Origin of the sequence: Bdellovibrio sp. HCB2-146 (assembly GCF_047345725.1) — a bacterium.
Classification (GTDB): domain Bacteria; phylum Bdellovibrionota; class Bdellovibrionia; order Bdellovibrionales; family Bdellovibrionaceae; genus Bdellovibrio.
The window spans coordinates 532,046-548,844 of sequence record NZ_JBLEQP010000001.1; the positions used below are offsets into that span (position 1 = coordinate 532,046).

The 16,799-nt window shown below is 44.6% G+C and carries 14 protein-coding genes; 3 read left to right on the forward strand and 11 right to left on the reverse strand.

Annotation, left to right across the window (positions count from 1 at the left end; genetic code table 11):
- Position 1 precedes the first annotated feature (1 nt).
- From ACLWOR_RS02610 to ACLWOR_RS02625, 4 genes are all read right to left on the reverse strand, one after another.
- The gene (locus ACLWOR_RS02610; RefSeq protein WP_413939111.1) at positions 2-1,138 is read right to left on the reverse strand and encodes a hypothetical protein; all 1,137 of its coding nucleotides are present in this window, start codon (positions 1,136-1,138) and stop codon (positions 2-4) included.
- Positions 1,138-2,874: an HlyD family efflux transporter periplasmic adaptor subunit gene (locus ACLWOR_RS02615; RefSeq protein WP_413939112.1), complete on the reverse strand. Its 1,737-nt coding sequence runs from the start codon at positions 2,872-2,874 to the stop codon at positions 1,138-1,140. The genes ACLWOR_RS02610 and ACLWOR_RS02615 overlap by 1 nt, the downstream gene beginning before the upstream one ends.
- Position 2,875: 1 nt before the next feature.
- Positions 2,876-3,559, reverse strand: coding sequence for a DUF4956 domain-containing protein (locus tag ACLWOR_RS02620; protein ID WP_413939113.1), 684 nt, complete (start codon positions 3,557-3,559; stop codon positions 2,876-2,878).
- A 176-nt stretch (positions 3,560-3,735) separates the two neighbouring features.
- Positions 3,736-4,626, reverse strand: coding sequence for a S1 family peptidase (locus ACLWOR_RS02625; RefSeq protein ID WP_413939114.1), 891 nt, complete (start codon positions 4,624-4,626; stop codon positions 3,736-3,738).
- 126 nt (positions 4,627-4,752) lie between these two features.
- Between ACLWOR_RS02625 and ACLWOR_RS02630 the strand changes: the two genes are divergently transcribed.
- Entirely contained in the window at positions 4,753-6,297 is a 1,545-nt protein-coding gene (locus ACLWOR_RS02630) for an acyl-CoA dehydrogenase family protein (RefSeq protein ID WP_413939115.1), read from the forward strand.
- 123 nt (positions 6,298-6,420) lie between these two features.
- Here the strand turns inward: ACLWOR_RS02630 and ACLWOR_RS02635 are convergent, their stop codons facing one another.
- Complete coding sequence (locus ACLWOR_RS02635; protein ID WP_413939116.1) at positions 6,421-6,858, reverse strand: hypothetical protein; 438 nt, start codon at positions 6,856-6,858, stop codon at positions 6,421-6,423.
- 30 nt (positions 6,859-6,888) lie between these two features.
- Positions 6,889-7,548 carry a hypothetical protein gene (locus ACLWOR_RS02640; protein WP_413939117.1) on the reverse strand — a complete coding sequence of 220 codons (660 nt, stop codon included), beginning with the start codon at positions 7,546-7,548 and terminating at the stop codon, positions 6,889-6,891.
- Positions 7,549-7,711: 163 nt separating this feature from the next.
- Between ACLWOR_RS02640 and ACLWOR_RS02645 the strand changes: the two genes are divergently transcribed.
- On the forward strand, positions 7,712-8,524 hold the full coding sequence (locus ACLWOR_RS02645; RefSeq protein WP_413939118.1) for a TIGR02147 family protein: 813 nt from the start codon (positions 7,712-7,714) through the stop codon (positions 8,522-8,524).
- A gap of 306 nt (positions 8,525-8,830) precedes the next feature.
- Here the strand turns inward: ACLWOR_RS02645 and ACLWOR_RS02650 are convergent, their stop codons facing one another.
- From ACLWOR_RS02650 to ACLWOR_RS02665, 4 genes are all read right to left on the reverse strand, one after another.
- Positions 8,831-11,434, reverse strand: a complete 2,604-nt coding sequence (locus tag ACLWOR_RS02650; RefSeq protein WP_413939119.1) for a hypothetical protein — start codon at positions 11,432-11,434, stop codon at positions 8,831-8,833.
- Between the two features lie 224 nt (positions 11,435-11,658).
- The gene (locus tag ACLWOR_RS02655; RefSeq protein ID WP_413939120.1) at positions 11,659-12,609 is read right to left on the reverse strand and encodes an HTTM domain-containing protein; all 951 of its coding nucleotides are present in this window, start codon (positions 12,607-12,609) and stop codon (positions 11,659-11,661) included.
- Positions 12,587-13,168 (reverse strand): hypothetical protein, encoded by a 582-nt coding sequence (locus ACLWOR_RS02660; RefSeq protein WP_413939121.1) that lies wholly within the window; start codon positions 13,166-13,168, stop codon positions 12,587-12,589. The genes ACLWOR_RS02655 and ACLWOR_RS02660 overlap by 23 nt, the downstream gene beginning before the upstream one ends.
- A 125-nt stretch (positions 13,169-13,293) precedes the next feature.
- Entirely contained in the window at positions 13,294-14,670 is a 1,377-nt protein-coding gene (locus ACLWOR_RS02665; RefSeq protein ID WP_413939122.1) for a mannose-1-phosphate guanylyltransferase/mannose-6-phosphate isomerase, read from the reverse strand.
- A gap of 131 nt (positions 14,671-14,801) precedes the next feature.
- Here ACLWOR_RS02665 and ACLWOR_RS02670 point away from each other — a divergent pair, with 131 nt between their 5' ends.
- A complete protein-coding gene (locus tag ACLWOR_RS02670) occupies positions 14,802-15,782 on the forward strand; it encodes a lysylphosphatidylglycerol synthase transmembrane domain-containing protein (RefSeq protein WP_413939123.1) in 981 nt (326 codons plus the stop codon).
- On the opposite strand, the gene ACLWOR_RS02675 is transcribed toward ACLWOR_RS02670, so the two are convergent.
- Positions 15,772-16,704, reverse strand: coding sequence for an HAD-IIIA family hydrolase (locus tag ACLWOR_RS02675; protein ID WP_413939124.1), 933 nt, complete (start codon positions 16,702-16,704; stop codon positions 15,772-15,774). The genes ACLWOR_RS02670 and ACLWOR_RS02675 overlap by 11 nt on opposite strands.
- Positions 16,705-16,799: the final 95 nt, after the last annotated feature.

Consider the following 16,799-nt stretch of genomic DNA (forward strand, 5'->3'; position numbering starts at 1 on the left):
TTTACCTTTTCCCTGCAATTAAAAAATTCTTCTCGGGCTCTTTTGCGAGACTTTCATTTTCAAGCAAATAATCCAAGTAAAGAAGTGTCACTTCTTGCTGTTGATTGAGCAGATCGACTTGTTCTTCTAAGGAAGTCAGTTTGGCTTCGAGATTTACTAACGGATCAGCCCCTTTCACGAAGGAACCCCGTTTCTTCTTTTCAATTTGATAAATTTCCACCAGATTCAAAATTTGCAAACGCATGATTTTCAACCGATCTCCGGTGTTTTCGATTTCTCTTTGTTTTAACGCCTTCTTAAGGATTAATTCGTTTTGCTTTTCGCGAAGCATGTCATCAGACCCGAAAGGTGGCAGCTGAAGTGTGACTTCAAACTGGTAGTGACTCTCATCAGGTTTTTTGACATGCGAAACCTCAAAAGACTTCACCCATTGATTTTCGCGACCTCGAACGATCTCAAGCTCTTGACCAATATTGGTAAGCTCTTCGCCAGCCAGCTTGGCCGTTAATGACCCTTCCGGCGCTGTTTCTTTGACGGCTTTATAGATGTCATCAACAGAGACAAGCTCATAGCTTTCCAAAGACTTGTCTTTATCCGCCCCCAACCAGCGCTGGATTTTGTCTTTGAGAATTTCCTGTTCAAGCTCAATGGTATTCTCCATGCGCTTAAGCTTGTACTCTTCGCTCTGCGCATTTAAAAAAGTTTTCTGAGTGCTTCTCCCGGCCTTAAGCGACAAAGCCTGGGCTTTACTAAAGGCCTCCGATGTTGCTTTAGCTTCACTTAAAAGTTTGAGCTTTTGCTGATTGAGCTGATAATTTGCCAAAAGACCGTAACGATCACGGAGTGCCCAAGAAAGCGCACTTTCTTTTTGCAAACGCTGTTGTCCCAAACGAGAACGCCCCGAGCGCCATTCAGGCCAAGATTTCAATTGAAATTTTAAACCCACTTCCGTGTCAGGCTTACTCTTATCTTCCGTTGAAGCAAAAGCATCCACCGAGCGAAAAGGATTTTTTGAATCTGTCGACTTGATTTCGTCGTGAACCAGGTATGTTTGATCCGTCCAAGCTGTCTTGAGGATTTGCTCAGGAGTTGCCGCCCAAACGGCCGTTGATGCAAAAATCCAGGACAGCCAAAACATCACGGAGTTCCTTTATTCTGCGCCAACGGAAACGAAAAATAACGAGGTCGTTTTTTATCGTCGAACACACCAAAAAGCAAAGAGCTATCTGACTGAATAGCAAGGCCCTCCAAGTGAGAAACGGGAAATTCTTGGACCAATTCAGAACCTTGTGACTTTGCCGGAATTCGCCAAATAGCGCTACAAGCAGCTTTGCGACACGAAGTCGCAACATAAATCGTACCGTGATCATCGACAACGTCTGTCACCACAAGTTCGGTTTCAGAATGATCCCACGGCAAAGTCACCTGATATTCCAAGGAAAGTGAATGAGGAGCTAATTTTTTATTTTGAAAGAGTTGCGCAAAAGACTTCACCCGAATGATGACAACTTGATTGCGCTCAAGCAGTGGGCCTTTTAAGGCCAAAAACAAGTCATCTCCGCGAATGAAGTGGCCTTCGACCTCGAAATCATCGGCCAATTCCGCCAGCGCCCGCAAATGCACATCCGAAGACTTTGCCATTTCATTTAATACAGGAACTCTCAAATCCACTTGCTCATCCATAACGAAGCGCATGCCTTCGCGATGAATTTTCGTGAACAGCTGACGTTCTTCTTTGCTTTTACCTTTTTTGGTCAGGGACAAAGAACTTAAGAGATAAATGTAATTTCCAGAGCGAGAGATAGATTCGATATCACCCATTTTCTCTAGTTTCTCTATATACAACGGTCGTTCCTGAAGCTCGCCATGCTCACTCATCATCATCAGAAAAGGACGATCCTCAGGGTAATCATCTGAAATGGCTAAGAACTGCTTCAGTTCTGGCATATAGAGAAGCCCTGATAACTCAGGATCAAACTCATCTGAAAAAGCCTGCGGCAGTTGCACATCTTCCAAAACAGCCTCAGGTGCTAACCACTTTTTACCCTGCTCGGCTTGTGCCAAACTTAAAAAACTCACGCCCCAAGCTTTTTTGACACTGACTTTTTCTCCGAGCAAAAACTCGTTGTGCGCTGGTATTTTAACGACCACTTCGCGTCCCCAAGATGGCAAAGATTGGATTCGCAAAAGCCGATCGGGAATTTGCACAATACGCGATCCGACTTGTGTGACAATTCCCTGCACAGTTTTACCACTCGTTGAAGTCACTTCCACCTTTTGTCCAACCTCTAAGGCTGTGCTGAGGTTTTCATTCATAAACCCATTTACGTAGCTTGGGTTTTGGGGAAGTAAAGTGAGTAATGGAGCAAAGGCCGGCGCCTTCTCTCCGTTTTTAAAATTCACAGCACCCACAGTTCCATCGACCTCAGCAAAAACAAAAAGATTTTGCAGACGCGTTTCAATAAGCTCCATTTCTTTTTTGGTATCAGCGAGGTCAATTTGGAGAGGGTCTGCACTGACCTGCAAGACCTCTTTGTCATTAGCAATACGAGAAATTTGATCGCGCAGTTTTACTTCCGCCAACAACCGATCATAGCGTGCCTTCAGTGTTCGCAGCTGAAGATCCAGTGCGCTTTGATTGAGCTCGACCAATAAATCGCCCTTTTTCACTCTCTGACTGGGAAAGACATAGATATGTTTGATCTCAACCGACGTATCAAAATTAATTTGATACTCTCGGGACTCCGCCACGCCTAAAAGACTGACCGGTGAGGAATTCAAAATAAGTCCCAGCGCCAAAATCAAAAAAACTGCCAACGACCAAATGACAGCGAGAAAGCGGTTGTCAGTTCCAATGATGTCTTTGAGTTTCAATTTACACCTCGATAACGGATTCCTGATTCATAAAATTCAAGCCCCGCACCGACGATACCTGTCCCAATGTTTGCACCAGGTCGGCTGATGAAACTTCAGGCTTCAGGCGAATTTGGTAAGAATAATCAAGACGTTCCCCTTGCGCCATTTCTCGGATTGTTGCCAATGCAAAGTACCGGCACAAATGACTCAAACGACTCTCGACTTCTCTTTGTTCTTGTTCTGAACGCTGTAAATTAAATCTCAACAGACCATCGAACTGTGGTCCCGCCGCAAAAGGTGACTTCTGCAACACAAGCAATGCCAGAATAAAACATAGAGTCCCCACGATCGCGATGCCATAGGCATGTACTCCCGATGCTAATCCAACAGCGAGTGAGGCAAAAATAAAAAACATGTCTCTTGGGTCTTTAACATTTGTTCTAAAACGCAAAAGAGAAAGGGCCCCAATCATCCCCACACCACGAGCGACATTGTCACCTATCGCCTGCATGGCAATAGCGATGACGATTGGAAGCAAAACAAGACCATGGAGGAAGTTCAGTGAATAAGACAGACCGCGGAAGGTCTTAACGTACACGACGGCGAGGGCCGTCCCTAAAACAAAACTCAATAGAAAGGCATATATAACAGAGATCCACGTGGGATTGGAAAACGAAGAATTCAGAACGGAAAAATCCAACATACCGCCTCCCTCTCAAGAGGCTTGGAGTCTTCTCAAGAGTCTGAGACCGCGACAATAAATATCGGTTTTTTCAGAGGAGCTTTGTTGATTAACAGTCGCTCTCGATTAGATGTGTGCAATTTCAAAAAATGCACTGGCAAAAACAAGAAAGGCTCCGTATTTTCGGAGCCTTTACTTTAGCGGCGAAGTCTTGCCATATGTTGTTCTAACCAAGGGCGGAAGTACACCGCGTTCGTGTAAATCCCTTTCCCGTCACACATCGGGCTGCCACGACTTGTGACACCGTAAAGGTAATAAACGTTTTCCCACTTCACAAATGCCGGGCCTCCCGAGTCACCCATGCATGTGCCATGACCTTTTGATTCGTCGACAACAACTTCTGTCAAACCAATCAAATTGATGATCGCAGAAGTCTCACGCAAGATGCCATCACCAGATGTCGTGATTTTTACGCAGTAACGAAGATCGTCGTCACACTCAATTTCGCCAGATTCAATGGCCTTTTTGATGTTCTTCACTTTTCTTGGATCAATTTCTTGGCTATCTACGAAATCAACGCCGTAACCAGCAAGGTAAGTTCTCACACCCTTTTGCAAAACGCTGTCGTCTGGAAGGAATGTCACAGGCTCATAACCCTCTGGCAATTTGCCAGCAAAGCGCATTAATGCGATGTCGTTGTGATCTGTATTTTTCTTTTCGTTGAGTTCTTCGTCGTAGTCCTCGTGAACAACAACGTCTGTTACTTGACGAACATGCATCTGCAAGATGTCGTCTTCGTGAGAGTTCAAGTAGTAGTCCATTTCCGCACCGAAAACGACTTTAAGATGTTGAGGCTTATTTGCGCAGTGAGCGGCTGTTACAATGAAGTTTTCCGCGATGATGGTTGCTGTACAAACCGCTTTCATTTCGCGATCCCACAAAGCCACGATACTTTTTGCGATTTGCGCGCCGTCTTTAACTTCGGTGCCACCCATAATTTGAGAACCATTTTTACCAGAAACAGATGATTTAGGTGCTCCACAGGACACCAAAGCAATTGCAGCCAAAGCAATAACGAAACGCGACACAGCCCCTCCAAGAAAGAGCGGCACTTATAGGAGTCAACCTTACCAAACGGCAAGGAATATTTCAGAAAAGATCGAAAAAAAAGGAAGTCTCTTGTTCGCTTCACTCTGTCGGCCTAAACTAGGACCATGAAAAATTTTTATCAAGAGGGACCAAGCCTCACGAATTCCTACAGAAATGACGAAACACTTCAGAAGTTTTTGAAGGCTATTTTGCCTCCGGAAGTGCAGAAAAAAGCACTCCCGCATTTGGATCATTTGGGCAATCGCGCTGCCACTGACCTTTGGTCTTGGGCCCAGGACGCTGAAGCCCGTCCACCAATCCACGTGCCTTTTGATCCTTGGGGTCGTCGCATTGATGATATTCGTGTTTCTGACGGATGGAAAAATCTTGAAAAAGCCGCAGCTGAAGAAGGCATCGTTGCCACAGCTTATGATCGTCAGCACGGAGCCTTTTCCCGTATTTATCAAATGGCTTTGTTGTATTTGTACTCACCAAGTTCTGCGATCTTCTCTTGCCCACTTGCGATGACAGATGGAGCTGCTCGTGCATTAGAACTTTATGCGCCTCAGGAATTAAAAGCGCGTGCGCTTCCGCATTTGTTAAGCCGTGATCCTGCAACTTTCTGGACAGCGGGACAGTGGATGACAGAAAGAACCGGTGGTTCTGATGTGAGCGGAACTTCAACGGATGCAAGTCCTTACAAAGAAGCTTCTGAATTTGGTGCAACTCATGCTCTGCACGGAACGAAATGGTTTACATCTGCGACAACTTCACAAATTGCTTTGACCCTTGCGCGTCCTGCAGGCGCTCCTGCAGGATCAAAAGGTTTGAGTCTGTTTTATCTTGAGCTTCGTGATAAGAAAAATCATCTGAATCATATCCAAATCCATCGCCTGAAAGACAAATTGGGAACAAAAGCTCTGCCAACAGCAGAGTTGAATCTCAATGGCACTCCAGCCCGTATGATCGGCGCTGAAGGCGAAGGTGTAAAACGTATTGCAAGTGTCTTGAACATCACACGTATCTACAATTCAATCTGCGCAATCGGTCACATGCGCCGCGCTTTGGATTTAGCTCAAGACTATTCAAGCAAACGTAAAGCTTTCGGCAAACTTTTGAAGGATCACCCTCTTCACAAAGAAACTCTACGTGTTCTTGAAGAAGACTTCCGCCGCTGTTTTGCGATGAGCTTCTTTGTCGCGCACTTACTAGGCAAAGAAGAAGTCGGAGAAATCTCCGCCAGCGAAAGAATCTTGCTCCGCGCGCTGACTCCAGTTCTAAAACTCTACACAGCAAAAAAAGCGATCAACATTTCATCTGAGGTTGTCGAGATGTTCGGTGGCGCAGGTTATGTGGAAGACACAGGTCTGCCGCGTTTACTTCGCGATGGCCAAGTGTTTTCGATTTGGGAAGGCACCACAAATGTTCTTTCACTTGATATGTTAAGAGCATTCGAAAAAGAACAAGCCTTGCCAGTGTTGATTGAATACTTCAGCACATGCGAAGCACAAAAAGTTCCAGCCTTCGCAGAAAAATGGAAAGGCTTCCAAGCACTCTTAGGAAAACTAAAAACCGGTGGCCCCGAAGACTGGGAACTCCACGCCCGTCAATTGGCCCTTTCAGTCGGCGACCTGATGAGCGAAAGCCTGCTGATCGAATACTCTCTTTAAGTTCTTCTCAACAAAATAAAAAACGCACTGATTTTTCTAAAGTCAGTGCGTTTCTATAAATATTTTGGATAAGAAACTAGGGTTGGGTCACTACTATCGCAAGCCAAACCTGCTTTGTATTTCTTAGTTCTTTTCGATTTTAACGCTAAATTCTTTATCCAACCTACGGATTCCGGTAATTGTTTTCACGGTCGTCTCAAAACCGTTCTTCATATTTCTAGGTTCATCATGGAAGATAATAAGAAATTGGCTGTTCATCTTAGCTTGGCACATGATACCCAATTTATTATCAAGCCCTTGGGTCGGGCAATTGAGTTCATAGCAAAGTTTTGAATCGTTCGTCGCGTAACAGAGGTTGCCTGAACTCAATTGGTAGAATGAATGTGTTTGTGTAAAGATAAATCCAGAACTGCCTTCAGCAAGTTTTTTTAACCCTTCAACGTGAAAGGCTTCGTACCCGCGGCTGTCGAGGATCTGCTGTTCTTCAGCAAAAACTGTTGCGGAAAAGAGGGATGAAAATAGAGCTAGCGTCGCAAATAATCTGATCATAAATTTTTTCATAAAATCTCCGTTAATTTGTTTTTGAGAAACTTACTTCTGCTTACAAGAAGGCAAGTTCGAAAGAACCGCTTCAACGACAGCATCAAAGTGAGAAGCTATTGCTTTGTTTGTTGTTGGGATAAAAATCGATTTTTTGAAGACCTTTGATCTAGTTCCGTAGCTGTAGACATCTTCAACTTTTCCATTCTTAATTTGCCTAGCAATAACAACTGAGTAGTATGACTTCGTAAAAGAATCTCCCAAGCCGTTATAAGTTTCGACGTCTTTATCGACTGTCAATACGATTTCAAGAGAGTTCACATCATCTCCATCGCGCATAAAAACGTTGGAAGTCCTTTCGTCAAATTTAAAACCATTTTTTTCTAGTCGTTGTCTAATGATTTTATCAAAAGTAGACTGATTACTATTCTCTTCGGTCACAGGGGTGACCTGAGCTTGAAGGAGACTGCCGAATCGGGATTGGTTAGTCCAGTCACGACTATTTCTGCCAGAATGGATAAAGTCGTTTGTGTAGCCGGCAGAAATCATATTGAAAAAAGAGCTAACATGACAGGTAGGGCTTTGAATCGTGGCTTGCCCGTTCTTAATAGCCTTTTCAATCCGGTGACTGTTGTTGCTAGGGCCATCGCCTGAGGCAAGTGCACTCATACATACGAAAACAGCTGGCAATAGAAAAAATATTTTCTTCATAAAAACTCCTGTTTAAAAATTTGTTTTTTAAAGCAGAGGCAGCTGCGAAAGCGGTGCATTCTTACTTTACTTATTAAGTCTTCAATATCTAGACCATAGCCCGGTCGCAGTAGGAGAGGTATTCAGATACAATTCTGTGTATAACTTTTGTACAGGAAGCAAAATGCGCTTAATTCCATCGATATTTACATTCAAGACGGTCCCGCAGTTTATGAGTTCGTACAGTCAGTTTTTGAAAGAGGTCTTGGGTGGAGAGAAGGTTAAAGGTTGGTCGAAATCCTTCGGAATAAAATCTCGAATTACTTTTCGACATGTTTTGAAAGGACATCGAAAAATGAGCGCTGCCCAAATAAAAAAGCTTAAAGCCAGCTTGGATATGACTGAGTCAGAGCGGGCCAACCTGGATTCTAAACTAAAAGCTACTGAACAAGGTGTTTCATTAAGTAACACCTCTCCTCAAGTGTTCTACGCTCCGGAATATTTTTTTAGTACGCCGATACACACGTTAATTCTGAATTTGTGTGGGCTGCCAGGCCTCATGACGTCTGAGAAAATTCAAGCAATTCTCCAAAATGCCTTTTCGCTGAAAGAGATCCACGATTCGATTGCTTTGCTTTCTTTCCATCATCTTATTCAGCGGCAAGATGATGGCACGTTAATACGAATTTTTGAGGGGCCTATCACTTTACCGTCGGGCCAAAGAAGTTCATCATGTCATGGCTACTATCAAAAAACTTTTGAAATGGCCGCCGGTGCTTTTGATTTGCCTCTGACTGAAAGAGAGATGCAAGCTTTTACATTTCGTCTTAATTCAGAAGACTTTCCGAAAGCAAAAGATCTCATTCGTAAGCTGCGCCACGATTTAAGTCAGTTGAGTTCCAAAGAAGAGCGCTCAGCAGTATATCAAGGCGCTGTAGTAGCTTTTCCTATTTACGACTCAAGGCCAGCCCCCCAGCTTTTGGAGAATGAATTGTAGTACTTATTGTCGGTGGAATTGCGACGCTACTTTGGACTGAATTAGGACGATTCAATGGCGATGTTAAAATCGTGCGCTGAACACTATTGAGGTTTCTAGATTTTCTTTAGATCGTTGTCCCAGAAGGGAATCCTAAATAGCTCTAAAGCGTTTAAATTTGCACCGACCTATCAGACAACCACTGCCTTTTTTTATCTAGCAAAATTTGGAGAGAGTTTAAAAACTCCCTCCAAATCCCCGCCCTAGAGCAAAAAAAGCCGCTGACCTTTCGATCAGCGGCTTCATATTTTCAATTCTAATTTAGGATTAGAACTGTACCGGAGTCATCATTGGGACACCTGATCCCGCATCTGAATTTCCGATAATCATACCACGCACACGTGAGTGACGAGTTTGTGGTTCGAATGGAAGTCCTTTGTACATCGCTCCGTAAGGAGAAGGCACCCAAGATCCATTACCATTTGTCATCCATGTACGAGAGTACATAGAGATTTTTGTACCTTCGATGAGGTACTCGATTGTCACGCCAGGACCCGCAAGGTTCAGAGCCGCTTGGAATGTACAACGGTTGTTCGCCATACCTTCACCAAATCGACCGTAAGCCGCTGCGAATGCCTTCGGATTAGAGTTCATGTTGCTGTACATCGTTCTCAGTGACGAGTACATTTTGCCCATGCTGTGAGATGTACCAGAGCTATCGCAACGATCCGTTGCTGTTCTGATAAACGCACTTTGACTCATGTTTTGAGCGGCCGACATCAAGCGCATTGTGTGCTCTTCATCGAAGTTCACGTTGAACTCAATACCTGTGTAACCCAAATCACGATCTGGAACATCCACCATCAAACCACGATAGCCTGTGCGGTGTACAAGTTCGCGGATGCCATCACGCAAACGTTCTCCGTTACTACGCTCGTGTTTGAATGCGTAAGAGTAAGTACCGAACATGCTCTCCATACGCTCTTTTGTATCCCAGTTCTCAACTGAGTAACGAGCGCCGTAGAACATAAAGTCTTTCTCTTTATGGATCGTCCAGAAACGAGTGTCTTCGGAATCGTTATAGATACCGTAGTGCACTTGTGCCGTGTTGCGGTCAATGTACAGATTTGAAGACGTGAACGATTGAACGCGACCTTTGCTGTACGATTTATCCCAGATGATTGGGATTGAGAAACCTTTGGCAACAACTTTACCCGTAGAAACAGTTCGGAAAGTTTCAACTTTCGTGACTGGTGCCAACTCCACATAGTTCGATGGTTTACGCGAAGCGATCATCTCTGAAGCTGCCACGTTACCGCGAATCATATCTTCGTAAGCTTTTCTTCCAGTATCCGTTGTCAAATCAAACAAATAAGAGAATCCGTCATCCGAGTATTTAAACTCGTTCACTGACAAATTCAGGATTGCGACATTTGTAAACGCCGAGAAGCTACTCAATTTACCACGAGTCACTTTCACGTACGCTTTATCCCCGCCGACTTTCTCTACATATGTTTCCCAAGAGCCGCGTGCGAGTTTCGAAGCGCCAATTCCCACTGGACCGAATCCCGTTCCGCCCATGAAGATGATACCACCGTGACTGAGGTACGTGATGCTGTCGCCAGAGTCCCATTTGTCCAGATCGCTTGCAGATTCAGGAACCTGCCAACGTCCGCCCATATCGTAAGCCTTACTGAGTGTGCTCACATAGCGAGTCGACTCTGTGTCCTTACCTACGATTGGAAGAATACCAACATATCCCCACCAGTCATTGCGAATGCCCGTGGCATTTTCAAACCACCAACGCATTTGCACGCCGATACCGACTTCCAAACTGCCGTACACAGTTTTCTGGAAACCACCGGAGTAGTCGCCATAAACGAGTGCATCTGTGCGAGCTTGGTCTTTGTATTGAACCAATGTCGCAGCGGCTGGCTCTGGAGTTTTGAATTGCGGAGTCAAGTTGACGATGTAGTTACCGTAGTCAAAGCGCAGATGGAAGAGAGGTTTCAACTTATGTCTCAACTTGTTTTTCTCTTCTTTGTCTTCACCACGACCTGTTGTGCTGGAAGTTTCACTTGTGCTTGAAGTACTTTCTTCAGAAGCAGAGCTCGTCGTTTCTTCTGTCGCTGAAGAAGTGGAAGTTTCTTGAGGAACATCAGTACTTGTGCTGCTCGTGTCGACTGTTACTTCATTATTCGTCGAAGGACCGGTGTCATTCGTAGATGGTCCGTTGTCATTGGTTGACGGGCCATTATCGGTTGTGGTTGGTCCATTGTCATTTGTTGAAGGATAACCGTCATTCGTCGAAGGATAGCCGTCATTTGTTGAAGGGTAACCGTCGTTCGTCGAAGGGTAGCCATCGTTCGTTGAAGGATAACCGTCATTTGTCGAAGGGTAACCGTCGTTCGTTGAAGGATAACCATCATTTGTCGAAGGGTATCCTGTTGTCGGATAGCCGTCCGTGGAAGGGTATCCGTCGGTTGAAGGATATCCGTCAGTATCGCAATCAGGTTTGTGTGGTTTACCTGGATGAGGTTTGTGCGGCTTATGTGGCTTGTGAGGTTTTCCACCGCCGTGGCCACCGCCATGCCCGCCACCGTGTCCATCATCATAACCATCGCTGTGACCACTGTCGTGACCCCAACCATCATCACCGCGTGGTTTGCCTCCGCCATGACTTCCTCCGTGGCCTCCACCATGACCACCTTTGCCACCGCCCTTACCACCGCCGTGGTGTTTACCACCTCCATGATCTTTACCACCGCCATGTCCGCGGTCGCCACCATGGCCGCCTTTTTCCATTCCCCCTACAGACTGCTGCTTGTAAGTAACTGTCCCTGTATATCCGCTTGAGCTTTGCGCAGGTGCATTCAAAGCAAACGCAGAAATACCAGTTACGAGCAGTGCTCTCCTAACTGGAAAAAACATTTGTCCTCCAAATAAAATTTTGTTTTTAATTTCCACCTTTTTTCGGTGTGCAAAGGATTAGGTGAGCAAATTACCTTTTGATAGTTGAAATTTTGAAAGTTTCAGTCTTTTAATTCCGCTTTAATTACCAAGTTTTTATGAATATTGTTTTTCACTCTGAAAAATAAAAAACCAAGACGATGCCGCCTTGGTTTTTTCGCGAAATATCAATCTGTTAAATTGCACTAACGAGTCTTTACGAGATCTGTTTCTCTGAAGCGAATGGAGAGAACAAAAGCCCGCACTTTTTCACGGATCCACACGCTGATTTTTTCAAGATCATACGAATCCACCATGCACATCATCGACACAATCATAATCCACTCAAAGAGCGGAATATTCATCGTCACTTCGATCCCTAGGTGCAACCCTACTCCGGCCAACAAAATCCAATAGCGAAGCTCCTTGATCCAAACAAATGTGCCCAGAGCAAACTCCACAATCAAAGTCGACCAAGTCAGCATTTTGATCACAAACATATAATTCAAAAGAGGAACAGCAATGCGCACAAATTCATCCAAACGAGTAGCATAATAGATCGCAGTGCCCTCGGCCCAATAGGCCCCCTTCATTTTGTACATCACCGTAGCGATATAAATTACGCAAAACTGAATTTGAATCAGTCGCAATGCCCAAGGTGCTCGTTCTTTTGGAGTTTGCACACCTCGTGCCCGACGAATCCAAGCATCGAGCGAATACAAATCATTTGAGTGAGTGAAAAACAAAAAGAACAGCATATTTCGCATAATCACATCCGCACTATTTAAAATAAAATGATTCCGCGAATGAAACGAAACCAGGGTAAAAAACGCGATCGCAATCGAGGTGCGCGTAAAAAACCCAAAAATCATTCCGATAACTCCCCCTAAGTGCAAGAGCGCCAATAATTGAGATGTTCTGGGATCATCGGGAAGAAATGCAAAAATATTGATTCTGAAATCAGCTGTCCTCTCCCACGAAGTCTGCAAAGAAACAATGCCTTCAGGGCCCCAGAAAATTTCTAGGTGACTCCAAATCGTAAACCAGTGAATGAACAATACCACTCCCAATAAAATTCGCATCAAAGCGACGCTATTCACAGGTTGCGGCTTAAAAAAGAACGTATCAATGGCCTTAGCCGTTTCTCTGATTGTCATTTTTCACTCCTTGAGCTGCCGGACGATATTCATAGATCATTTCACTATCAAATTGCTTACTCAGAACTCCATGATTCACAAAAACTTTTGCCGGGTCCTTGATTTTGTTCGAGTATCGATAAAACTCGAGCTTTTCCAGCGTGCGTTTTTTACCGAACGACTCAAGTTTCACAACATCGCGTTCGATAAATTGCCCGAGGTTCTGCCAGACATCTTTTTTCTTATCGACAGGACGAAGTCCTTCTTGGCTGAACTTGCGAAAGCGTTCACCCGCGGTGAAACGATCTACCGAAGATATTTGTGAAGCACGCGGAAAAGTCCAACGTTCAGTCGAACCGTCGGTGAAACGAATCACCGCTTCGACATAAGAGTTTGTAGACGAGGGATTGGGGGCAAACATGCTCCAGTTCTGATCAAGAGCAAAAAAAGATTGATAAGGACTTATTAGGCGTAAAAATCTTCGGCCGACTTCGCTTTTGTCTGGGAGCCCTGCCGTGATCATCATCGCGACATTCAAAGCCACGAACAATAAGATCGGTACTTTCAGGTAAAGTTTCACAATCACCTCACTGTTTGTTGTTTTACAAGTGAGGCAATCTAGGCGACCGAGTTTCCCATCGGCAATAGGTAAAATGAATGAATCAATTAAGATTCATTCACCAAGCTTTCTAACTTTTAAGAATTTTAAGATCTTTTATAGTCGTCTTGATAGCGGACGATATCGTCTTCGCCGAAATAAGATCCTAATTGTACTTCGACAAATTCAAGCATCTCATTCGTGTTGTTGCGAATGCGATGTTTCGCACCCAATGGAATATGGATATGAGTTCCCGCTTTCACTGGGATCACTTCATCATTCAAAACCACTTCACCCGTACCACGTGTGATAGTCCAATGCTCTTCACGTTTTGCATGTGATTGATAAGAGATCTGCGATTGAGGATTCACGCGAATCACTTTTGATTTAAAATGCTCGGTGTCTTTTAAAATCTCAAAGTAGCCCCATGGACGATATTCGTAAGGATGTTCTTTCACGAGTTTTGACTTTTGCTGAGTCAAAGCTTCCACCACATGGCGCACGTCTTGAGAATGCTCTTTTTTAACCAACATCAAAGCATCTTTGGTATCGATCACCAGAACGTCGTCCAAACCAATCATGGAATAATTTTTTTCAGGCTCGCCGAAAACGAAATTCCCCTGCGACTTCACGTTGATCACGTCGTGGCCTTTTTGGAGGCTAGCGACTGCATCCCACGAGCCCACGTCATTCCAGCCAAATTCAGATGGAATGCACGCCAATTCTTCACCTGTCAGTTTTTCCATGATCGCGTAGTCGATCGAAATGCTTTGCACTTTGGAATAGATTTCTTCCAAATTGCTGCTGTCAGCTTTTAAAGTAGAAACCAAATTCCACATTTCAGGTTGATGCTGCTTAAAGAGCGCTATCATATGAGAAACTTTAAAAACAAAGATACCCGCATTCCAGCTAAAGCTTCCTTGCGAAAGAAATTCTTTCGCACGGTCTAATGATGGCTTCTCGTGAAACTTCACTACGGAATAAGCACGCAAAGTCCCGCTTTCTTTCAAACTCACGTTGCGAGTTTGGATATAACCATAACCTGTTTCTGGGTAAGAGGGTGTGATTCCCAACGTGACGACTTTATTGCCCTCAGCAACTTGGCTTGCGAAATTCACAACATTTAAAAATGTTTCTTCTTGGGTGATCAAATGATCCGAAGGAAAGATTCCAACGATTTCTTGTTCTTGCCCTTTAAGCGCTAAAAGATGACAGAGCACCGCAATCGCTGGAGCTGTGTTACGTCCAAAGGGTTCATAAACCACGGTCGCATTGGTGACGTTGTTTTGTTTAAGGTTCAACTCAGTCAAAGTCTGAAGAGCTTTACCCGTCACAATCCAAGGGCTCCCCATTTTACGACATCTTTCTACGGTCAACGTTTGCAAGGGCTTTCCAAAAATCTCACAGAACTGCTTAGGCAAGTGCTGACGAGATACCGGCCAAAGACGCGTGCCACTTCCACCAGATAGAATTACAGGGATCAAAAGAACCTCCAAAATAAGGGATTAATCTACAACGAAACCCTTTCCCTTGCGTAGTTTTACTCGCCGCATGGCTCATTTCGTCATAACGAATTGCGGTAGAGTTCCGGGCCAATTTCAAGTATGAATGGGCCATGGTTCGACACACGAAAAAGCTTCTGATTCAGTCCCTCAAAATTGCGCTCGCTGCGGGCATTATTTTTTGGCTGATTCAGTCGGGAAAACTCAATTTTAATGCTCTTAAAAGCCTTCTCACTCCAGGTTTTGCTGCTTTAGGCTTTTTACTTGTGACTCTGAACCTTTTCTTGGGCAGCGAACGTTGGCGCCTGCTTATTTCTTCACAAGGAATTAAATCCGGCCCTTGGGAAGTATTTAAGCTCAGCCTGATTGGTATTTTCTTTAACTTTGCGATGCCCGGCGGCGTCGGCGGTGACGTAATCAAAGCTTATTATTTTTATCACGACAACCCCGGCAACAAAGTCGTGGCCGTCACAAGTGTTTTGATGGATCGCGTGCTGGGACTTTTTGCCATGGTCTTTATGGCTTTGGCCGTGATGCTTTACGATTTCAAACACATTCTCACGGTGCCTGCTCTACACACTTTGTTCTGGTTTATTTTGGCTCTTTTTGTAGCCTTCGTTATAGCCTTGGCATTGGTATTTTCGCCGCAACTTTATAAATCTGGCGTTCTGAAAAAAGGCCTCGAATCTCTGCCTCTTTCTGAAAAACTTATGAAGCTTTATGAAAGCATGCATCTTTATGGTAATGATAAACTCCGCCTTGCGGGAGTTTTGAGCCTGAGTTTGCTTTCACAAACAAGCGCGATTTTGTTCTTATTCCTTGCCGCGACTGCAGCCGGCTTCCATGAGGCTCCGCTAAAAACATTCTTCCTAGTGGCGCCACTTGGATTTATGGCCACGGCTATTCCCATTTCGCCAGCGGGCATTGGTGTTGGCCAGGCTGCATTTTACTTCTTGTTCAATTTGTATATCGGAAGAGAGACAGAAGTAGGGCCGACCGCAATTACGGCCTACCAAGTGGGAAGCTTCGTCGTCAGTCTTGCTGGAGCCTTTTTCTATCTCCGTCGCAAAAGCCACGTGCCTGTTAAAGCTTAACTTCAGAAAAATTTTGAATTGTTTTGAAAGTAAAGTCCGTGCGAGTCTTTTGAAACTCATTAAGCGCACTGGCTTCTTTATCTAATTTATCTGAATTCAAAAGATAGAGATTCGGAATTTTCACCCAGTGAGCCGCAACTAAATCTGTGGCACTATCGCCAACCATTATCGACTTCGCGAAATTCACTCTTAATTTGTCGCCGACAAGCTGGAACATACCGCCCTCAGGCTTGCGCAGGTTTGCAAACAAACGTCCCTCATCAACGCCCGGCTGCTCATAATAAGAAGCCCAAACACACTCATCAATCCAAGCTCCTTGGGCCGCGAGCAGATTCAACATTTGTTGATGGACCTTTTGATACTCCGACCAAGAAATCCAACCACGTCCCAATCCCGACTGATTGGTGACAAGTGCAACCCAATAAGAAGCGGCGTGCGCGCGATTGATCAGCTCCACAATTCCGGGCATGAGCACGACTTGCTGGGGATCTCGATTGTAAGGCACATTTTTAACAACGACGTCGTCTCGATCTAAAAACAAACACGGAGCAGAAAAGCTTTCCGAAAAACGAGTCAGCGGTGCCGCCTCATTAAGGGCCTTTTGCAAATCCAGCCAAAACTGTTCTTCCGAAAAATGTTCCAGCCCCTCTGTCAGGCGTTGCCCCTGTATGAGAGCACCTAAATCTTCAAAGAGAGCTGTTTGTGAAACAAAGACTGCGAGCATATCACCGGCTTGCGTTTGCATAACCTGCGTACGAATCTGTTTTTCCGATAATACGACAAAAGGAAATACACCGGCATGCTGAGACAAGATTTTTAAAATATTTTGCAATTCAGTGGGCGCTTGTTCCCGTAGGAAAATCAAACGACCACCCAATCTCATAGAATCAACAATGCGCTCAACCAGAGTATTTCTTAACATGACTCTAAAATGCCAAAAAGGCGTGTTCTCCACAAGTTCTATCCATGTCATTACAAGGGTTTCCTCTGAATGCCGCCACGCATTTTAATCCAACG

Excerpts from the sequence above, each read along its gene's own strand:
- ACLWOR_RS02655 (WP_413939120.1), bottom strand. The coding sequence starts at position 12,609 with ATGACAATCAGAGAAACGGCTAAGGCCATTGATACGTTCTTTTTTAAG.
- ACLWOR_RS02675 (WP_413939124.1), bottom strand. The coding sequence starts at position 16,704 with ATGTTAAGAAATACTCTGGTTGAGCGCATTGTTGATTCTATGAGATTG.
- ACLWOR_RS02645 (WP_413939118.1), top strand. The coding sequence starts at position 7,712 with ATGCGCTTAATTCCATCGATATTTACATTCAAGACGGTCCCGCAGTTT.
- ACLWOR_RS02630 (WP_413939115.1), top strand. The coding sequence starts at position 4,753 with ATGAAAAATTTTTATCAAGAGGGACCAAGCCTCACGAATTCCTACAGA.
- ACLWOR_RS02650 (WP_413939119.1), bottom strand. The coding sequence starts at position 11,434 with ATGTTTTTTCCAGTTAGGAGAGCACTGCTCGTAACTGGTATTTCTGCG.
- ACLWOR_RS02620 (WP_413939113.1), bottom strand. The coding sequence starts at position 3,559 with ATGTTGGATTTTTCCGTTCTGAATTCTTCGTTTTCCAATCCCACGTGG.
- ACLWOR_RS02640 (WP_413939117.1), bottom strand. The coding sequence starts at position 7,548 with ATGAAGAAAATATTTTTTCTATTGCCAGCTGTTTTCGTATGTATGAGT.
- ACLWOR_RS02635 (WP_413939116.1), bottom strand. The coding sequence starts at position 6,858 with ATGAAAAAATTTATGATCAGATTATTTGCGACGCTAGCTCTATTTTCA.
- ACLWOR_RS02670 (WP_413939123.1), top strand. The coding sequence starts at position 14,802 with ATGGTTCGACACACGAAAAAGCTTCTGATTCAGTCCCTCAAAATTGCG.
- ACLWOR_RS02610 (WP_413939111.1), bottom strand. The coding sequence starts at position 1,138 with ATGTTTTGGCTGTCCTGGATTTTTGCATCAACGGCCGTTTGGGCGGCA.